The following is a 19,257-nucleotide window of genomic DNA, read 5'->3' on the forward strand; positions in this document are numbered from 1 at the left end:
CCGCTATTGTACTTGCCTTGCGAAGCACCCAGACGATCCGATGCCTGTGTCACCACGCCGTTCCACCGCCGCCGTTGCCGATTCCGCCGATCCGTTCGACGCGGACGATGCCGCGTTACCCGCGCGCAGCGCGGGGGAGCACGAGTCACCGCGCGGTATCGCGCCGCGGCGCACGGGCCCGAAGCGCGGTGCCGACGGGCGGCTCGCGCAGCCGGCCGCTGCCGCACCCGACGCCGAACCGGGCGCGGGAGGCGACGAAGCGGGTGCAGCGGGACCATCCGGTGCGAAACGCAAGAAGAAGCCGGCCGCCGACAAACCCGTGAAGACCGTCGACAAGCTCGCGAAGCTCGGCCTCACGCGCTCGATCGATCTCGTGCTGCATCTGCCGATGCGCTACGAAGACGAAACCACGCTCACGCCGATCGGCGAACTGCTGCCGGGCGGCATCGCGCAGACCGAAGGCGTCGTGTTCGACAACGAGGTCGCCTACCGGCCGCGTCGGCAGCTCGTCGTGAAGATCCAGGACGACGACGGCGAGCAGCTCGTGCTGCGCTTCCTCAATTTCTACGGCTCGCAGGTCAAGCAGATGGCCGTCGGCCAGCGGCTGCGCGTGCGCGGCGACGTCCGCGGCGGCTTCTTCGGGATGGAGATGGTGCATCCGGCCGTGCGCGTCGTCGAGGCCGATGCGCCGCTGCCGCAGGTGCTCACGCCCGTCTATCCGAGCACGGCCGGCGTGTCGCAGGCGTATCTGCGCAAGGCGATCGAGAACGCGGTCGAGCGCACGCCGCTGCCCGAGCTGCTGCCGCCCGAGATCGAGCGCGACTACCTGAAGCCGCTCGGCGTGCCGACGCTCGCGCAGGCCGTGCGCATCCTGCACCACCCGGCCGTCGATTCCGACGAAGCCGCGCTGATGGACGGCTCGCATCCGGCGTGGACCCGCATCAAGTTCGAGGAGCTGCTCGCGCAGCAACTGTCGCTCAAGCGCGCGCACGAGGAGCGCCGCACGCGCGCGGCGCCCGCGATGCCGCGTCGCGCCGCGACCGATGCCGATGCGCTGACCACACGTCTTTACGCGGCGCTGCCGTTCACGCTGACGGGCGCGCAGTCGCGCGTCGTCGACGAGATCGCGCACGACCTCACGCTCGCGCACCCGATGCAGCGGCTGCTGCAGGGCGACGTCGGCAGCGGCAAGACGGTCGTCGCGGCGCTGGCGGCCGCGCAGGCGATCGACGCCGGCTACCAGGCCGCGCTGATGGCGCCGACCGAAATCCTCGCGGAACAGCACGCGCGCAAGCTGCGCGCGTGGCTCGAACCGCTCGGCGTCACGGTCGCATGGCTCGCGGGCAGCCTGAAGGCGAAGGAGAAGCGCGCGGCGATCGAGGCCGCGGCGCTCGGCACCGCGCAGCTCGTGATCGGCACGCACGCGATCATCCAGGACACCGTCGAATTCGCGCGGCTCGGCCTCGTGATCGTCGACGAGCAGCACCGCTTCGGCGTCGAGCAGCGTCTCGCGCTGCGCGCGAAGGCCGCGAACGCGGCCAACGGCGCGCGCGATTTCCAGCCGCACCAGCTGATGATGTCGGCCACGCCGATCCCGCGCACGCTCGCGATGACGTATTACGCGGACCTTGAGGTGTCGACGATCGACGAGCTGCCGCCGGGCCGCACGCCGGTGTTGACGCGCCTCGTCGGCGACGCGCGGCGCGAGGAGGTGATCGCCCGCGTGCGCGAGGCCGCGCTGACCGGCCGCCAGGTGTACTGGGTGTGTCCGCTGATCGAGGAGAGCGAGACGCTGCAGCTGCAGACGGCCGTCGAAACCTATGAAACGCTGGCCGCGGCACTGCCCGAGCTGAAGGTCGGGCTCGTGCACGGGCGGCTGTCGCCGGCCGACAAGGCGGCCGTGATGGAGGCCTTCACGCGCAACGACGTGCAACTGCTCGTCGCGACGACCGTGATCGAAGTCGGCGTCGACGTGCCGAATGCCTCGCTGATGGTGATCGAGCACGCGGAGCGCTTCGGCCTCGCGCAGTTGCACCAGCTGCGCGGCCGCGTCGGGCGCGGCACCGCGGCGTCGGTGTGCGTGCTGCTGTACACGGGCCCGCTGTCGCTGACCGGCCGCGAGCGGCTGAAGACGATGCGCGAGACGACCGACGGCTTCGAGATCGCGCGGCGCGACCTCGAGATCCGCGGCCCCGGCGAATTCCTCGGCGCGCGCCAGTCCGGCGCGGCGATGCTGCGCTTCGCGAACCTCGAGACCGACGGCTGGCTGATCGATCCGGCCCGCGACGCGGCGGCGCGGCTGATCGCCGCGTATCCCGACGTGGTCACGCAGCATCTCGCCCGCTGGCTCGGCGCGCGCGAGCAATATCTGAAGGCCTGATTCGCGCATTCAGGGTCGGATTTAAAACCGCCATGCAGCGCTGATTCGGCGTGTTGCGATACAGAGAAACTTGGCGAACCGGTGCCAACGGGTGTATAAATTAAACCTATCGCCTGTATATCCCTGATTGACCCACAATGACCCTGACTGAATTGAAATACATCGTCGCGGTCGCGCGCGAACGGCACTTCGGTCGCGCGGCCGAAGCGTGCTTCGTGAGCCAGCCGACGCTGTCGGTGGCGATCAAGAAGCTCGAAGACGAGCTCAACGTGCAGATTTTCGAGCGCGGCGCGAGCGAGGTGAGCGTGACCCCGATCGGCGACCAGATCGTCACGCAGGCGCAGCGCGTGCTCGAGCAGACCTTCGCGATCAAGGAGATCGCGAAGCAGGGCAAGGACCCGCTCGTCGGCCCGTTCCGGCTCGGCGTGATCTACACGATCGGGCCGTACCTGCTGCCGACGCTCGTCAAGCAGATGATCCAGCGCGTGCCGCAGATGCCGCTGATGCTGCAGGAAAACTACACGCTGAAGCTGCTCGAACTGCTGAAGCAGGGCGAGATCGACGCCGCGATCATGGCGCTGCCGTTCCCCGAAACCGGCCTGATGGTGCGGCCGCTGTACGACGAGCCGTTCGTCGTCGCGCTGCCGGCTGGCCATCCGTGGGAGAAGCGCGAGGAAATCGACGCCGAGGACCTGAAGCAGGAAACCATGCTGCTGCTCGGCAACGGCCATTGCTTCCGCGATCACGTGCTCGGCGTGTGCCCGGAGCTGATGCGCTTCTCGCAGACGGCCGACGGCATCCAGAAGACCTTCGAGGGCTCATCGCTCGAAACGATTCGCCATATGGTCGCGAGCGGCGTCGGCATCACGGTGCTGCCGCGGATGTCGGTCGCCGAGGTTGGTCCGCGCGCGAACGGCCCCGACGCCGAGTTGCTGTCGTACGTGCCGTTCAACGAACCGGTGCCGGATCGCCGCGTCGTGCTGGTGTGGCGCAAGAGCTTCACGCGGATGCCCGCGATCGACGCGATCAGCGAGGCGATCGCCGCGTGCGAGCTGCCGGGCGTCGCGAAGCTCGACATGCCGGCGACGATGAACTGAGTGAACTGATCAGGGAGCAGTGCTCCCGAGGCAGGCGGATGAACGGGGTCTGGCGACCCCGTTTATTTTTGCCTATCGAATAGATGAAATTTATTAAATTCAAATTATCGATAGACGTAATTAGAATCATTTCCATGGATTGCGTCGGATCGGCGGTTCGATTCGCACGTTGAATGCAAGCGTCAAAGGAGGATGTCATGATGCGGTCGGTACTGCAGCACGCGCAGCGGAACATCCCGTCGCGCGACGAGGTCGTCAATCGTGCGAGGGCCGCGGCCCGGAGCCTGCGCCCGATTGCGTTCGCGTACCTGGCGGACCGTACGTATGGCGGATGAGTGCCGTTGCATGCAGGTTCGATGTTCCCCGACTCACCGCCGTTCAGCCATGAGGGAGCGTTGCATGTCCGAAGTCCCGCAACCCGCATCGAAGGCCGCGCGGCCTGACACCCCGTAGTACGACAGGATCAACCTGTTCCGTTTCATCCCCCGCAATGCTCCATGAACCGCGCCCGGCAAGTGGGGGCTTACGAGTCAAGCAAAGGAGAAAAAAGCATGTCGACCGAATCGAAGTGTCCGTTCAACCATACGGCGGCCGGCGGCACGTCGAACAGGGACTGGTGGCCGAACCAGCTCAATCTCAACATCCTGCACCGGCACTCGGCGCTGTCCGATCCGATGGACAAGGATTTCGACTACGCGGAAGCGTTCAAGAAGCTCGACCTCGCGGCGGTGAAGCGCGATCTGCAGGCGCTGATGACCACGTCGCAGGACTGGTGGCCGGCCGACTTCGGCCACTACGGCGGCCTGTTCATCCGGATGGCCTGGCACAGCGCCGGCACGTACCGGACCGCCGACGGCCGCGGCGGCGCGGGCGGCGGGCAACAGCGCTTCGCCCCGCTGAACAGCTGGCCGGACAACGGCAACCTCGACAAGGCGCGCCGGCTGTTATGGCCGATCAAGCAGAAGTACGGCCGCAACATCTCGTGGGCCGACCTGATGATCCTGACCGGCAACGTCGCGCTCGAATCGATGGGCTTCAAGACCTTCGGCTTCGCGGGCGGCCGCGTCGACACATGGGAACCGGACGACGTCTACTGGGGTTCGGAAAAGATCTGGCTGGAACTGAGCGGCGGCCCGAACAGCCGCTACTCGGGCGACCGTGATCTCGAGAACCCGCTCGCGGCCGTGCAGATGGGCCTCATCTACGTGAACCCGGAAGGCCCCGACGGCAACCCCGACCCGGTCGCGGCGGCCCGCGACATCCGCGAGACGTTCGCGCGGATGGCGATGAACGACGAAGAGACGGTCGCGCTGATCGCCGGCGGCCACACGTTCGGCAAGACGCACGGCGCCGGCCCCGCCACGAACGTCGGCCCCGAGCCGGAAGCGGCGGCCATCGAGCAGCAGGGCCTCGGCTGGAAGAGCACGTACGCATCGGGCAAGGGCCGCGACGCGATCACGAGCGGCCTCGAAGTCACGTGGACGTCGACACCGACGAAGTGGAGCAACGACTTCTTCAAGCACCTGTTCGGCTATGAATGGGAACTGACGAAGAGCCCGGCCGGCGCGCACCAGTGGGTTGCGAAGGGCGCCGACGAGGTGATTCCCGATGCGTTCGATCCGGCGAAGAAGCATCGCCCGACGATGCTGACGACCGACCTGTCGCTGCGTTTCGACCCGGCCTACGAGAAGATCTCGCGCCGCTTCTACGAGAACCCGGCCGAGTTCGCCGACGCGTTCGCGCGCGCCTGGTTCAAGCTCACGCACCGCGACATGGGTCCGCGTGCGCGCTATCTGGGCCCGGAAGTGCCGGCCGAGCAACTGCTGTGGCAAGACCCGATCCCGGCCGTCGACCACCCACTGATCGACGCCGCCGACGTCGCGGCGCTGAAGGCGAAGGTGCTCGCGTCGGGGCTGTCGGTCGCGCAGCTCGTGTCGACCGCGTGGGCGTCGGCTTCCACGTTCCGCGGTTCGGACAAGCGCGGCGGCGCGAACGGCGCGCGCATCCGCCTCGCCCCGCAGAAGGACTGGGAAGTGAACCAGCCGGCGGCACTTGCCGCGGTGCTCGAAACGCTCGAAGGCGTGCAGAAGGCGTTCAACGATGCGCAGACGGGCGGCAAGAAGGTGTCGCTCGCCGACCTGATCGTGCTCGCCGGTGCAGCCGGCGTCGAGCAGGCCGCGAAGAACGCGGGTGTCGCGGTGACGGTGCCGTTCGCACCGGGCCGGATGGACGCGTCGCAAGAGCAGACCGACATCGAGGCGATGGCCGTGCTCGAGCCGGTTGCGGACGGTTTCCGCAACTACCTGAAGCACGCGTACAAGACGCCGGCCGAGGCGCTGCTGGTCGACAAGGCCCAGCTGCTGACGCTGAGCGGGCCGGAGTTGACGGTGCTCGTCGGCGGCCTGCGGGTGCTCGGCGCGAACGTCGGTGACGCAAAGCACGGCGTGTTCACCGATCGTCCGGGCGCGCTGACCAACGACTTCTTCGTGAACCTGCTCGACATGGGCACGGAGTGGAAGCCGGTGTCGGCCGTGAACGACGTGTTCGAAGGGCGCGACCGGGCGACGGGCCAGGTCAAGTGGACCGGCACGCGCGTCGACCTGATCTTCGGTTCGCACTCGCAGCTGCGGGCGCTGGCCGAGGTGTACGGCAGCGCCGACGCGCACGAGAAGTTCGTGCGCGATTTCGTCGCGGCCTGGAACAAGGTGATGAACCTCGACCGCTTCGACCTCGCGTGAAGGTCGCGATGCGCTGACGCAGTCACGCTGTAACGTGAAACGGCCGGTCGCACGACCGGCCGTTTTTTCTTCCGGTTCAAGGTCTTGTCGAAGGAGTGACGACCATGACGCAAATGATGCTGAACATGCGCGCCGCGTTCACGCCGGCCGAGCTGGCGCGCCGTATCGTCGGTTTCGCGATCGTCATCGGCGGTGCGGCCGAGCTGGTCGCGCAGGCGCTGCACGCGCTCGCACCGCTCGTGTCGAGCGCCGGCGGCTGAGCGCAGCGAATCGCGCGCCGCGCTAGACTGGCACGTCGCGAACGGATGCCGCACGGCGCGGCATGCGGATTGCTCGACGCGTTTTCGCCGGTTCAACATTTCGAATGAGGAGTCCCGAAGATGGCCAGGAAAGGCAACGCCACGCAGATCAACATCGGCATCAGCGACAAGGACCGCAAGAAGATCGCGGACGGCCTGTCGCGTCTGCTCGCCGACACGTTTTCGCTGTACCTGAAGACCCACAACTTCCACTGGAACGTCACGGGTCCGATGTTCAACACGCTGCATCTGATGTTCGAAGAGCAGTACAACGAACTGTGGCTCGCGGTCGACCTGGTCGCCGAGCGCATTCGCACGCTCGGCGTCGTCGCGCCGGGCACGTTCGCGGATTTCGCGAAGCTGTCGTCGGTGCCGGAAGCGAACGGCGTGCCGGCGGCCGAAGAGATGATCCGCCAGCTCGTCGAAGGGCACGAGACGGTCGTGCGCACCGCGCGCGAAATCTTCCCGATCGCCGATGCGGCGAGCGACGAGCCGACCGCCGACCTGCTGACGCAGCGTCTGCAGACGCATGAAAAGACCGCGTGGATGCTGCGGTCGCTGCTTGCCTGAATCCGGGGTGACTGGCCGTGCGTCGTGCGGCCGGTGTCAGTGGGTGATCGGCAACCGGGCGGTGTCCCGAAGTCGAAGCGGGGTCGGATTGCCTGCATCGGCATCGAATGTCGGGCAGGGCGGGCTGCGCACCGCCCATGCATCTGTCCCCTGATCGACGTATGCGGCTGCTCGGCCGCGTGCAGCGGGCCAGGGCAGCCTGCGCGCGCGCCGCCGCACCCGGCTGCGGGCCGTCCCGACATGACGCGAACCGCCGCTCGGCTCTAAAATGCCGGGATTCTCTTCCCGGTGGTTCGCCATGCTCGCCCGCTTTCCCCTGTACCTGCGGCTCGTCCGGATGGACAAGCCGATCGGCAGCCTGCTGCTGCTCTGGCCGACGCTCAACGCACTGTGGATCGCGTCGGACGGCCATCCGCGCTGGCCGCTGCTGGTGATCTTCGCGCTCGGCACGCTGCTGATGCGCTCGGCCGGCTGCGCGATGAACGACTATGCCGACCGCGATTTCGACCGTCACGTGAAGCGCACGGCCGACCGGCCGCTGACGTCGGGTAAGATCCGCGCATGGGAAGCCGTCGCGATCGCGGTGGTGCTGTCGTTCATCGCGTTCCTGCTGATCCTGCCGCTCAACACGCTGACGAAGGAGCTGTCGGTCGTCGCGCTGTTCGTCGCCGGCTCGTACCCGTTCATGAAGCGTTTCTTCGCGATTCCGCAGGCGTATCTCGGCATCGCGTTCGGCTTCGGCATCCCGATGGCGTTCGCGGCCGTGCAGGACACGGTGCCGATGCTCGCGTGGGTGATGCTGGTGGCGAACATCTTCTGGTCGGTCGCGTACGACACCGAATACGCGATGGTCGACCGCGACGACGACATCAAGATCGGCATTCGCACGTCCGCGCTGACGTTCGGCCGCTTCGACGTCGCGGCCGTGATGGCGTGCTATGCGGTGACGCTCGGCATCTACGTGTGGATCGGCGTGACGCTCGGCTTCGGTCTCGCGTACTGGGCCGGCTGGGCCGCGGCGGTCGGCTGCGCGCTGTATCACTACACGCTGATCAAGGGTCGCGAGCGGATGCCGTGCTTCGCGGCGTTCCGGCACAACAACTGGCTCGGCGGCGTGCTGTTCGCGGGGATCGCCGTGCATTACCTGCTGGCGGGGCCGGCTGCCAACTGAAGCGGTACGGGCACCTCGCCGGCGCGCGATGCCAACAAAAAAGCGGCCGCGGCCGCTTTTTTTGTTGGCGCGGCCGGGCAAGCCCGGCCGATGACGCGGCGCTTACGCGCGACCGAGCTCGTCGCCCATTTCCTTCGCGCGTGCCTCGGCCGCGAGCGCGCCGCGCACGATCGCTTCCTTCACGCCTTGCGCGTCGAACGACGCGAGCGCGGCGGCCGTCGTGCCGCCCTTCGACGTCACGCGCTCGCGCAGCACGCTCGCCGGTTCGCCCGACTGCGCGGCGAGTTGCGCGGCGCCCGCGAACGTCGCGACCGCGAGCGCGCGGCCCTGTTCGTCGTTCATGCCGAGGCGGCGCGCGGCTTCCTGCAGCGCTTCGATGAAATAGAACACGTACGCCGGGCCGCTGCCCGAGATCGCCGTGACCGCGTCGAGCTGCGCTTCGTCGTCGAACCAGACGATCTCGCCGACCGCGCCGAGCACGTTCGACGCGAGCTCGCGACCGGCCGCGTCGACGCCCGGCAGCGCGGCGAGGCCCGTCACGCCCATGCCGACCAGCGCCGGCGTGTTCGGCATCGTGCGCACGACGCGTGCGTAGTCGCCGAGCCAGCGGGCGAGGTCGGTGCCGCGGATGCCGGCCGCGATGCTGATCACGAGCTGCGACTTCAGGTGCGGCGCGAGCGCCTGCGCGACGTCCTTCAGCACCTGCGGTTTCACCGCGAGCACGATCGCGTCGTAGTCCGCGAGCGTCGCGTCGACGGCCGCGCCGGTGCGGATGCCGAACTGCTGCGCGGTGCGCGCGCGGGCGTCTTCGTTGACGTCGATGGCATACAGGCCGTCAGCGGCGACGCCGCGCTTGATCAGGCCGCCGATCAGGGCCGCGGCCATGTTGCCGCCGCCGATGAATGCGATTTTCATGGTGTCGAATTGAGCAAGTGAGTGAACGGGAAGGCGGAAAAGGGCGGCGCTCAGTGCGAATAATCGCGGGCGCCGAAGATCGCGGTGCCGACGCGCACGATGGTCGCGCCTTCGAGCACCGCGGCCTCGAGATCGGCGGACATGCCCATCGACAACGTGTCGAGCGGCAGGCCGTCGGCGCGCAATGCGTCGTACAGCGCGCGCAGCGCGCGATGCGGCACGCGTTGCGCATCGATATCGCCGGCCGGCTCGGGAATCGCCATCAGGCCGCGCAGGCGCAGCGCCGGCAGCGCGGCGACCGCGCGCGCGACGTCGGCCACGTCGGCCGGCGCGACACCGCTCTTCGACGCCTCGCCGCTGATGTTCACCTGCACGCATACGTTGAGCGGCGGCAGGTGCGCGGGGCGCTGTTCGGCGAGGCGCTGCGCGATCTTGAGCCGGTCGACCGAATGGACCCAGTCGAACCGTTCGGCGACCGGGCGCGTCTTGTTCGATTGCAGCGGCCCGATGAAATGCCATTCGAGCGCGGCGCGCAGATCCGCGAGCGCGTCGATCTTGTCGATCGATTCCTGCACGTAGTTCTCGCCGAACGCGCGTTGGCCGGCCGCATGCGCGGCGCGCACGTCGTCGGCGGGAAACGTCTTCGACACGGCGAGCAGCGAGACGGTGGCGGGATCACGGCCGGCCGCGCGGGCGGCGTCGGCGATGCGGCGGTGAACGGAATCGAGACGAACGGCGAAATCGGACATGACGGGCACGGAAGCAGGCACGGGAAGCGAGTACGGCGACGAATGCGGTGACGAATGCGGTGACGAATGCGGTGACGAATGCGGCAGCGGATGCGGCACGGCACGCGCCGCATCGGTTCGCCCATTATACGGACGGGGCGCCGGCGGGGCCGGCCATCCGCGTCAGCCGTACAGCAGATGTTCGACGAGCTGGATCCAGTGCGCGACCGGAATCTGCGTGCCGCTTTGCAGGTGCGCGATGCAGCCGACGTTGCCGGACACGATCATCTGCGGCTCGAGTGCCTGCAGCTTCAGCAGTTTCTGCTTGCGCAGCCGGTACGACAGCGACGGCTGCGTCAGCGAATAGGTGCCGGCCGAGCCGCAGCACAGATGGCTGTCGGCCGGCAGCCGCACGTCGATGCCGAGCGTCTCGAGCAGGCGCTCGACCTTGCCGCGCGACTGCTGGCCGTGCTGCAGCGTGCACGGCGGGTGGTACGCGACGGTATGGATCGCGCGGCGCCGCGCGAGCGTCGCGATCTCGGCCTCGAACGCGAGCAGCACGTCGGAGATGTCGCGCGTCAGCGCGACGATGCGCTGCGCCTTCTCCGCATAGGCCGGATCGTCGCGCAGCAGGTGCGCGTATTCGAGCACCGTCGCGCCGCAGCCCGTTGCGTTCATCACGATCGCCTCGGCGCCTTGCTCGACGTACGGCCACCACGCGTCGATGTTGCGGCGCGCGTCGTCGAGCGCCTCGTCGTGATAGTTCAGGTGCAGGCGGATCGCGCCGCAGCAGCCCGCGTCGGGCGCGACGATCGTCTCGACCCCGAGCGCGTCGAGCACGCGCGCGGTCGCGATGTTGATGTTCGGCAGCATCGACGGCTGCACGCAGCCGGCGAGCATCAGCATCTTGCGTGAATGGGGGCGCTGCGGCCATTCGAGCAGCCGCGTGCGCGGCGGCACCTTGTCGCGCAGCCGTTTCGGCAAGAGCGGCCGCATGTGCTGGCCGAGCCGCATGAGCGGCGAGAACAGCGCCGCGTTCGGCACGAGGCTGGCGAGCACGCGGCGCACGAGCCGTTGCTGCACGGGGCGCTGCACTTGCGCCTCGACGTGCTTGCGGCCGATTTCGACGAGCCGGCCGTACTGGACACCCGACGGGCAGGTCGTCTCGCAGCTGCGGCAGGTGAGGCAGCGGTCGAGGTGCTGCTGCGTGCTGCGCGTGACGGGCGCGCCTTCGACCATCTGCTTGATCAGGTAGATGCGGCCGCGCGGGCCGTCGAGTTCGTCGCCGAGCAGCTGATAGGTCGGGCACGTCGCGGTGCAGAAGCCGCAATGCACGCACTTGCGCAGGATCGCGTCGGCCTCGTCGCCGTCGGGCGTATTGCGGATGAAATCGGCGAGGTTCGTTTGCATCGATCTTAGGGTCTGTTTATATATGGAACGCGCATGCGTTGCCACGAGAACGGCCGCTCGCGAGGCGCGTGACGCCGCGAATACTGGCGTATTCGCAAGGAGCGCAACGCGGCGAGCGGCCGTTCTCGTGGCAACCCCTAATCAAAAGATTCATTCCACGGGAATGCCCGAAATCGCCCGTATGGCGGCGTCGCTCGTCGCTTGTTTGGCTCGGCCAAACGGCGCTCCTCACTTCTTGCCCTACGCGCGATTTCGGGCATTCGCATGTGCGTTCCATATATAAACAGACCCTAAAGATCAGGGTAAAGCCGGCCGCGGTTGAAGATGCGCGCGGGATCGAACGCAGCCTTCAGCCCGCGGTGAATCTTCATCAGCGGCGCGGGCAGCGGCGTGAACACGCCCGCGCTGCGGTCGTAGGACTCGCCCGCGCGGAACAGCGTCGCATGGCCGCCGGCCTGCTTCGCGCTCATGCGCACCGTCTGCGCGTCGGCGTCGGTGATCCACCAGCGCTGCGCGCCGCCCCATTCCATCAGCTGGGTGCCGGGCAGGTGCATCGGTTCGGTGATCGACGGCAGCGCGAGCCGCCACAGCGCATAGCCGGGCGGGATGCCGTTGAAGAACGGGTCGGTGTGCTCGCGCACGCCGGCCCAGAAGCGCTCGGCCTCGACCGCGTCGACGACTTCGCCGCCGAGCAGCGTCTTCGCCGATTTCACGGCCGCCTCGGCGCCCGACAGCCGCAGCACGAGCGTGCCGTTGCGCCACGCGCTCGCGCTGACGGGCAGCGGATGGCCGCCCCATTCGTTGAGCTTGCGCACCGCGTCGGTCGCGGTCATCTCGAACTTCAGCGTGACTTCGGCGACGGGCACCGGCAGCACCTTGATCGACAGCTCGAGCATCAGCCCGAGCGTGCCGAGCGAGCCGGCCATCAGCCGCGACACGTCGTAGCCGGCGACGTTCTTCACGACCTGCCCGCCGAAGCGCAGTGCTTCGCCGCGGCCGTTCATCAGCGTGACGCCGAGCACGAAATCGCGCGGCGCGCCGCAGGTCGCGCGGCGCGGCCCCGCGAGGCCCGCCGCGACGCAGCCGCCGACGGTGGCCGCGCGGCCGAAGTGAGGCGGCTCGAACGGCAGCATCTGGCCGCACTCGGCGAGGACGGCTTCAAGCTGCGCGAGCGGCGTGCCCGCGCGGACCGTGACGACGAGTTCGGCCGGGTCGTACGACACGACGCCCTGAAACGCGCGCGTGTCGAGTATTTCGCCGTCCAGCGCCTGGCCGTACCAGTCCTTGGTACCGCCGCCGCGAATCCGCAGCGGCCGGCCGTCGGCACTGGCGGCACGGATGCGCTCGGCCCATCCGGCGACGATGTCGTCCTCTTCCATGTTGTATTGCTGCCTCGTTGTTGTCCGGTCGATTGTACCGGGGTGGCGCGAATCCACATCGCGACTATCCCTAAGCCACGCATGACGAATGCATGCGGGCGTCGCCGCGCGCACGGCCGGCGCGGGCAGGGCGGCACATCGCGGCCCGCGCGGCGGCAGGGGCCGCGCACCGCGCGGCGCTCAGAAGCGCGGCAGGTCGGGGTGCGGCAGCAGCCCTCCGCGCACGTGCTGGCGGCCATATTCGGCGCAGCGCGCGCGGGTCGGGATGCCCTTGTCGGGATTCAGCAGCCCGGCCGGATCGAACGCGCGCTTGACCGCGAAGAACGCATCGCGCTCCTGCGGCGAGAACTGCACGCACATCGAATTCAGCTTTTCGATGCCGACGCCGTGCTCGCCCGTCACGCTGCCGCCGAATTCCACGCAGCATTCGAGGATTTCCGCGCCGAACTGCTCGGCGCGGTGCAGCTCGTCCGGATCGTTCGCGTTGTAGAGAATCAGCGGATGCATGTTGCCGTCGCCGGCATGGAACACGTTGATGCAGCGCAGCCCGTAGCGCGTCTCGAGCTGCTCGATGCGGGCGAGCAGCGGGCCGATCGCACGGCGCGGCACGGTGCCGTCCATGCAGTAATAGTCGGCGGAAATGCGCCCGGCGGCCGGGAACGCGTTCTTGCGGCCGGACCAGAAGCGCAGCCGCTCGCTTTCGTTGCGCGACACCTGGATGCGCGTCGCGCCATGCTCGCGCAGCACGGCCGTCATGCGGACGATTTCCTCCGCGACTTCTTCGGGCGTGCCGTCCGATTCACACAGCAGGATCGCCTTCGCGTCGAGGTCGTACCCCGCGTGCGTGAACGCCTCGACGGCCTGGGTGGCCGGCTTGTCCATCATCTCCAGCCCCGCCGGGATGATGCCCGACGCGATGATCGCGGCGACCGCCTCGCCGCCCTTCACGACATCGTCGAAGCTTGCCATCACGAGCTGCGCGGTCTGCGGTTTCGGGATCAGCTTCACCGTGATTTCGGTGACGATCGCGAACATCCCTTCGCTGCCGATCATCACCGCGAGCAGGTCGAGGCCCGGCGCGTCGAGACCGAGCGAGCCGAATTCGACGACCTCGCCGTCGATCGTGACCGCGCGCACGCGCATCACGTTGTGCACCGTCAGCCCGTATTTCAGGCAATGGACGCCGCCGGAATTTTCCGCGACGTTGCCGCCGATCGTGCAGGCGATCTGCGACGAAGGATCGGGGGCGTAATACAGCCCGTAAGGCGCGGCGGCTTCCGAAATCGCGAGGTTGCGCACGCCGGGCTGCACGGTGGCCGTGCGCGCGTACGGATCGACCTCGACGATGCGCGTGAAGCGCGCGAGCGACAGCACGACGCCGTTCGCGATCGGCAGCGCGCCGCCGGACAGGCTCGTGCCGGCGCCGCGCGGCACGATCGGCACTTCCATGCGGCGGCAGATCTGCACGATCCGCTGCACCTGCGATTCGGTTTCGGGCAGCGCGACCGCGAGCGGCAGCCGGCGGTACGCCGACAGGCCGTCGCATTCGTACGGCGCGGTGTCTTCGTCGCGGAACAGCAGGCAATGCGTCGGCAGCACGGCCATCAGCGCCTGCACGACTTCGCGCTGGCGCTGCGCGCGGGTCGCGCTCGACAGTTCGACGGAAGCGTTCATTGGGTCTCCAGCCGGGGCGCGGCGGCGCGCCGCCGTGTCAGCACGTGAAGATCTTGCCGGGATTCATCAGGTTGCGCGGATCGAGCGCCAGCTTGATCGCGCGCATCGCGTCGATCGCGTTGTCGCCGTGCTCCTTCGGCAGGAAGCGCATCTTGTGCAGCCCGACGCCGTGTTCGCCGGTGCAGGTGCCGCCGAGGCGCAGCGCGCGCTCGACGATCCGGTCGTTGATGCGTTCGGCTTCGTCGATTTCCTCGGGCCTGTCGGGATCGATCAGGATCGCGACGTGGAAATTGCCGTCGCCGACGTGGCCGACGATCGGGCAGGGCAGCGACGATGCGCGCAGGTCGATCTCGGTTTCCTCGACGCACGCGGCGAGCTGCGAGATCGGCACGCACACGTCGGTCGTCACCGCGCGGCAGCCGGGCTTCAGCTGCAGCATCGCGAAGTACGCGTTGTGGCGCGCGGCCCAGAGCCGCGTGCGGTCCTCGGGACGGGTCGCCCATTCGAAGCCCTGGCCGTTGTTCTGGCCCGCGAGCGCCTGCACGAGCTCGGCCTGTTCCTTCACGCCGGCCTCGGTGCCGTGGAATTCGAAGAACAGCGTCGGCGCTTCGGCGAGCGTCAGGTTCGAATGGCGGTTGATCGAGCGCACCGCGAGCGCGTCGACGAATTCGACGCGCGCGATCGGCACGCCGATCTGGATCGTTTCGATCACCGTGCGCACCGCGTCGCCCATCGACGGGAACGTGCAGATCGCGGCCGACACGGCTTCGGGCAGCGGATGCAGGCGCAGCGTGATCTCGGTGATCACGCCGAGCGTGCCTTCGGAGCCGACGAACAGGCGCGTGAGGTCGTAGCCGGCGGACGACTTGCGCGCGCGCGAGCCCGTCTTCACGACGCGGCCGTCGGCGAGCACGGCGGTCAGGCCGAGCACGTTCTCGCGCATGGTTCCGTAGCGCACGGCGTTGGTGCCCGACGCGCGGGTCGCGGTCATCCCGCCGATGCTGGCGTCGGCGCCCGGATCGATCGGGAAGAACAGGCCGGTGTCGCGCAGCGCTTCGTTGAGCGCCTTGCGCGTGATGCCCGGTTCGACCGTGACCGTCAGGTCTTCCGCGTTGATCGACAGCACACGGTTCATTTCCGACAAGTCGAGCGAGACGCCGCCGCGCACCGCGAGCAGATGGCCTTCGAGCGACGAGCCGGCGCCGTACGGGATCAGCGGCACGCTGTAGAGCGCGCACAGCGACACGACTTGGCGGACTTCATCGGCGTTGCGGGCGAACACGACGGCGTCGGGCAGTTGCGGATCGAACGGCGATTCGTCGCGGCCGTGATGGGCGCGGACGGCGTCGGCGGTCGACACGCGCTCGCCGAAGGCGGCGCGCAGCGCATCGAGCATGGCGGGGGGCAGCGGGCGGCGCGTGGTGGCCGGCGGGGCAGGGTGATTCACGAATGTCTCCTGACGACTGCTTGTCAAACCTTCGGCCCATTCTACGCTGGAACGCCCGCTGCGCCCGCCGCCGCGGGCTGCGATAATCGCGTACCAACCCAACCGGGCCGCATCGCGGCCGCGCACGAGAGGACATTCGCATGGGCAACCGCTTGAGCAAGATCGCGACGCGCACGGGCGACGACGGCACCACCGGCCTCGGCGACGGCCGGCGCATCGGCAAGGACGACGCGCGGATCGCTGCGATCGGCGACGTCGACGAACTGAACTCGAATCTTGGCGTGCTGCTCGCCGAGACGCTGCCGGACGACGTGCGCACGGCGCTCGTCACGATCCAGCACGACCTGTTCGATCTCGGCGGCGAGCTGTGCATTCCCGGCCATGCGGTGCTCGACGACACGCACCTCGCGCGCCTCGACACGTGGCTGGCCGACTACAACGCGACGCTGCCGCCGCTGAAGGAATTCATCCTGCCGGCCGGCTCGCGTGCGGCGTCGCTCGCGCACGTCTGCCGGACGGTGTGCCGCCGCGCGGAGCGCTCGATCGTCGCGCTCGGGCGCACCGACACGCTCAATGACGCGCCGCGGCGTTACGTGAACCGGCTGTCGGACCTGCTGTTCGTGCTGGCGCGTGTGCTGAACCGCGCGGATGGCGGCTCGGACGTGCTGTGGGAGCGCGGGCGCGTCCGCTGACGCCCGGCGTCGTGTTTCCGCGCTGCGACAATTTGCCCGACGGACGTCTGTTTTTAAAGATGTATTGTGTGCGCATGTTTAACGGAGAACGAACATGACCCACATCACCGCTGACCAGATGGCTCGCGTGAAGGCCACTGCCCCTGTCCTCGCCGTGCACGGCGCGACGATCACGAAGCATTTCTACCAGCGCATGTTCGCGCGGCATCCGGAACTGAAGAACCTGTTCAACCAGACGCACCAGAAGACCGGCAGCCAGCCGGAAACGCTCGCGAAGGCGGTCTATGCGTATGCGGCGAACATCGACAACCTCGGCGCGCTCGGCGGGGCGGTGTCGCACATCGCGCACAAGCACGCGAGCCTGAACATCCGCCCCGAGCATTACCCGATCGTCGGCGAGAACCTGCTCGCGTCGATCGTCGAAGTGCTCGGCGATGCGGTCGACGCTCAGACGCTCGAGGCATGGCGCGTCGCGTACGGCCAGCTCGCGCAGATCCTGATCGGCGCCGAGGCCGACCTGTACGCGGGCGCCGCGTGGAGCGGCTTCCGTCCGTTCAAGGTTGCCCGCAAGGTGCGTGAGAGCGACGAGATCACGTCGTTCTACCTGACGCCGGCCGACGGCGGCGACGCGCCGACCTTCGCGCCGGGCCAGTACGTCACGGTGAAGCGCTTCGTCGGCGATCTCGGCGTCGATCAGCCGCGCCAGTACAGCCTGTCCGACGCGCCGCACGGCAAGTGGCTGCGCATCTCGGTGAAGCGCGAGGCCGGCCAGCCGGAAGCGATCCCGGCCGGCAAGGTGTCGACGCTGATGCATGACGGCGTGGAGGAGGGCGCGATCGTCGAGGTGACCGCGCCGATGGGCGAATTCTCGCTGAAGCGCGGCGTCGATACGCCGGTCGTGCTGATCTCGGGCGGCGTCGGGCTGACGCCGATGGTGTCGATGGCTTCGACGCTGGTCGGCGAAGGCAGCACGCGTGAAGTGCGGTTCGTCCACGCATGCCGGTCGGGCGCGGTGCATGCGTTCCGCGACTGGCTGAACGATACGGTGCGCGAACACGCGAACGTCAAGCGCACGGTGCTGTACGAGCTGGTCGGCCCGAACGATCGCGTCGGCATCGATCACGACCTCGAAGGGCGCCTGACGCCGGAACGCGTGAAGCAATACGCGCTGGTTGCGGATGCCGACTACTACATCTGCGGCCCGATCGCGTTCATGAAGGCGCAACGCGATGCGCTGGTCGCGCTCGGCGTCACGTCGGAACGCATCAACACCGAGATCTTCGGCTCGGGCGCGCTCGAGTGAGGATCTGACGGCGGCTGCTCGCACATGAAGAAGCCCGGCGCAAGCCGGGCTTCGTTTCTTGCGGCGCAGGCCGGAGCCCGCAGGCGGCATGTGCCGCCTCGGGCCCGCCGGCGATCAGTTCCCGCTGCCGCGCGCGACGCGGCGTGCCTTCACCGATTCCGCGAGGCCTTCGAGCACCTTCACGCTGTCGTCCCACGCGATGCAGGCGTCGGTGATGCTCTGGCCGTAGGTCAGCGGGCAGCCTTCCTTCAGGTCCTGGCGCCCCTCGACGAGGTGCGACTCGATCATCACGCCGACGATGCGCTCGTCGCCGGCCGCGACCTGGCGGCCGATGTCCGCGCACACGGGAATCTGGTTCTCGTGCTTCTTCGAGCTGTTCGCGTGGCTCGCGTCGATCATCAGTCGCGCGGCGAGGCCGGCCTTGCCGATGTCCGCGCACGCGGCGTTCACGCTGTCCGCGTCGTAGTTCGGCGTCTTGCCGCCGCGCAGGATCACGTGGCAGTCCTCGTTGCCGGCCGTCGACACGATCGCCGAATGGCCGCCCTTCGTCACCGACAGGAAATGGTGCGGCTGCGATGCGGCCTTGATCGCGTCGACCGCGATCTTCACGTTGCCGTCGGTGCCGTTCTTGAAGCCGACCGGGCACGACAGCCCCGACGCCAGCTCGCGGTGCACCTGCGACTCGGTCGTGCGCGCGCCGATCGCGCCCCACGAGATCAGGTCGGCGATGTACTGCGGGCTGATCATGTCGAGGTATTCGGTCGCGGCCGGCAGCCCCATCTCGTTGATCTGCAGCAGCAGCTCGCGCGCGGTGCGCAGCCCTTCGTTGATCTTGAAGCTGTTGTCGAGGTGCGGATCGTTGATGAGCCCCTTCCAGCCGACCGTCGTGCGCGGCTTCTCGAAGTACACGCGCATCACGATTTCCAGCTCGCCCTTGAAGCGCTCGCGCTCCTTCACGAGCCGCCCCGCGTACTCGATCGCCGCCTTCGTATCGTGGATCGAGCACGGCCCGATCACGACGATCAGCCGGTCGTCCATCCCGTGCAGGATGCGGTGCATCGACTGGCGCGAGTTGTAGATCAGCTCGGACGCGGCCTCGGAGCACGCGAATTCGCGGATCAGGTGGGCGGGCGGCGTCAGTTCCTTGAGTTCGCGGATGCGGACGTCGTCGGTGTTGTGCGGGGGCATGCTGTTTCTCCTGGTTTTGCGGGCGCCGTTCGGTCAGTGCGCGTGCGGCAGATTCATCGATTCAAGCGATTCAGTGATTTCGGTCGGGGCCGCGGGATCCGCTGCGGCGGCGACCGGGTGGCGAAGGGCGAAAAAAAACCGCCGGGTTCGCCGGCGGTTTTTTCGGGAATTTCGGTTGCGCTTCACGCGCCATCAACCCTCTCGATCCGCCAGCGGTCTGAGATGCCAAAAAAAGTAAAAATAAAACTTGGCGGACATGACGGAGA

Annotated in this window: 15 protein-coding genes; 8 read left to right on the forward strand and 7 right to left on the reverse strand. The window is 68.2% G+C overall.

Translation table 11 applies throughout. The features are described from left to right. Window positions 1-40: 40 nt before the first annotated feature. The 6 genes from recG (at window position 41) to ubiA (ending at window position 8,255) form a co-directional block, all read left to right on the forward strand. Window positions 41-2,380 carry an ATP-dependent DNA helicase RecG gene (recG, locus tag DIE12_RS21555; protein WP_124551335.1) on the forward strand — a complete coding sequence of 780 codons (2,340 nt, stop codon included), beginning with the start codon at window positions 41-43 and terminating at the stop codon, window positions 2,378-2,380. A 137-nt stretch (window positions 2,381-2,517) separates the two neighbouring features. Beyond that, entirely contained in the window at window positions 2,518-3,477 is a 960-nt protein-coding gene (locus DIE12_RS21560) for a hydrogen peroxide-inducible genes activator (protein WP_044844025.1), read from the forward strand. Window positions 3,478-4,028: 551 nt separating this feature from the next. Then, window positions 4,029-6,215, forward strand: a complete 2,187-nt coding sequence (gene katG, locus DIE12_RS21565; RefSeq protein WP_124551336.1) for a catalase/peroxidase HPI — start codon at window positions 4,029-4,031, stop codon at window positions 6,213-6,215. Between the two features lie 104 nt (window positions 6,216-6,319). After that, window positions 6,320-6,475: a hypothetical protein gene (locus DIE12_RS38160; RefSeq protein WP_185500316.1), complete on the forward strand. Its 156-nt coding sequence runs from the start codon at window positions 6,320-6,322 to the stop codon at window positions 6,473-6,475. A gap of 120 nt (window positions 6,476-6,595) precedes the next feature. Then, entirely contained in the window at window positions 6,596-7,084 is a 489-nt protein-coding gene (dpsA, locus tag DIE12_RS21570; RefSeq protein ID WP_044844027.1) for a non-specific DNA-binding protein DpsA, read from the forward strand. A gap of 298 nt (window positions 7,085-7,382) precedes the next feature. After that, complete coding sequence (ubiA, locus tag DIE12_RS21575) at window positions 7,383-8,255, forward strand: 4-hydroxybenzoate octaprenyltransferase (protein ID WP_124551337.1); 873 nt, start codon at window positions 7,383-7,385, stop codon at window positions 8,253-8,255. Window positions 8,256-8,357: 102 nt separating this feature from the next. On the opposite strand, the gene proC is transcribed toward ubiA, so the two are convergent. The 6 genes from proC to DIE12_RS21605 all read right to left on the reverse strand — a co-directional run bounded on the left by proC (window position 8,358) and on the right by DIE12_RS21605 (window position 15,808). After that, entirely contained in the window at window positions 8,358-9,170 is an 813-nt protein-coding gene (proC, locus tag DIE12_RS21580) for a pyrroline-5-carboxylate reductase (protein WP_124487970.1), read from the reverse strand. Between the two features lie 50 nt (window positions 9,171-9,220). Further along, the gene (locus DIE12_RS21585) at window positions 9,221-9,919 is read right to left on the reverse strand and encodes a YggS family pyridoxal phosphate-dependent enzyme (protein WP_124519959.1); all 699 of its coding nucleotides are present in this window, start codon (window positions 9,917-9,919) and stop codon (window positions 9,221-9,223) included. A gap of 162 nt (window positions 9,920-10,081) precedes the next feature. Next, complete coding sequence (gene glcF, locus DIE12_RS21590; RefSeq protein ID WP_044844030.1) at window positions 10,082-11,308, reverse strand: glycolate oxidase subunit GlcF; 1,227 nt, start codon at window positions 11,306-11,308, stop codon at window positions 10,082-10,084. Window positions 11,309-11,598: 290 nt separating this feature from the next. Beyond that, on the reverse strand, window positions 11,599-12,687 hold the full coding sequence (glcE, locus tag DIE12_RS21595) for a glycolate oxidase subunit GlcE (RefSeq protein WP_124519955.1): 1,089 nt from the start codon (window positions 12,685-12,687) through the stop codon (window positions 11,599-11,601). 180 nt (window positions 12,688-12,867) lie between these two features. Then, window positions 12,868-14,361 carry an FAD-linked oxidase C-terminal domain-containing protein gene (locus tag DIE12_RS21600; RefSeq protein ID WP_044844032.1) on the reverse strand — a complete coding sequence of 498 codons (1,494 nt, stop codon included), beginning with the start codon at window positions 14,359-14,361 and terminating at the stop codon, window positions 12,868-12,870. A gap of 37 nt (window positions 14,362-14,398) precedes the next feature. Further along, a complete protein-coding gene (locus DIE12_RS21605) occupies window positions 14,399-15,808 on the reverse strand; it encodes an FAD-binding oxidoreductase (protein WP_124487967.1) in 1,410 nt (469 codons plus the stop codon). A 140-nt stretch (window positions 15,809-15,948) separates the two neighbouring features. Between DIE12_RS21605 and DIE12_RS21610 the strand changes: the two genes are divergently transcribed. After that, the gene (locus tag DIE12_RS21610; RefSeq protein ID WP_044844034.1) at window positions 15,949-16,500 is read left to right on the forward strand and encodes a cob(I)yrinic acid a,c-diamide adenosyltransferase; all 552 of its coding nucleotides are present in this window, start codon (window positions 15,949-15,951) and stop codon (window positions 16,498-16,500) included. Between the two features lie 94 nt (window positions 16,501-16,594). Beyond that, window positions 16,595-17,803: an NO-inducible flavohemoprotein gene (gene hmpA, locus DIE12_RS21615; RefSeq protein ID WP_124551338.1), complete on the forward strand. Its 1,209-nt coding sequence runs from the start codon at window positions 16,595-16,597 to the stop codon at window positions 17,801-17,803. 114 nt (window positions 17,804-17,917) lie between these two features. Here the strand turns inward: hmpA and aroG are convergent, their stop codons facing one another. Next, window positions 17,918-18,991, reverse strand: a complete 1,074-nt coding sequence (gene aroG, locus DIE12_RS21620; protein WP_059465445.1) for a 3-deoxy-7-phosphoheptulonate synthase AroG — start codon at window positions 18,989-18,991, stop codon at window positions 17,918-17,920. Window positions 18,992-19,257 lie beyond the last annotated feature (266 nt).

This window comes from Burkholderia sp. Bp9015 (assembly GCF_003853505.1).
Classification (GTDB): Bacteria; Pseudomonadota; Gammaproteobacteria; order Burkholderiales; family Burkholderiaceae; genus Burkholderia.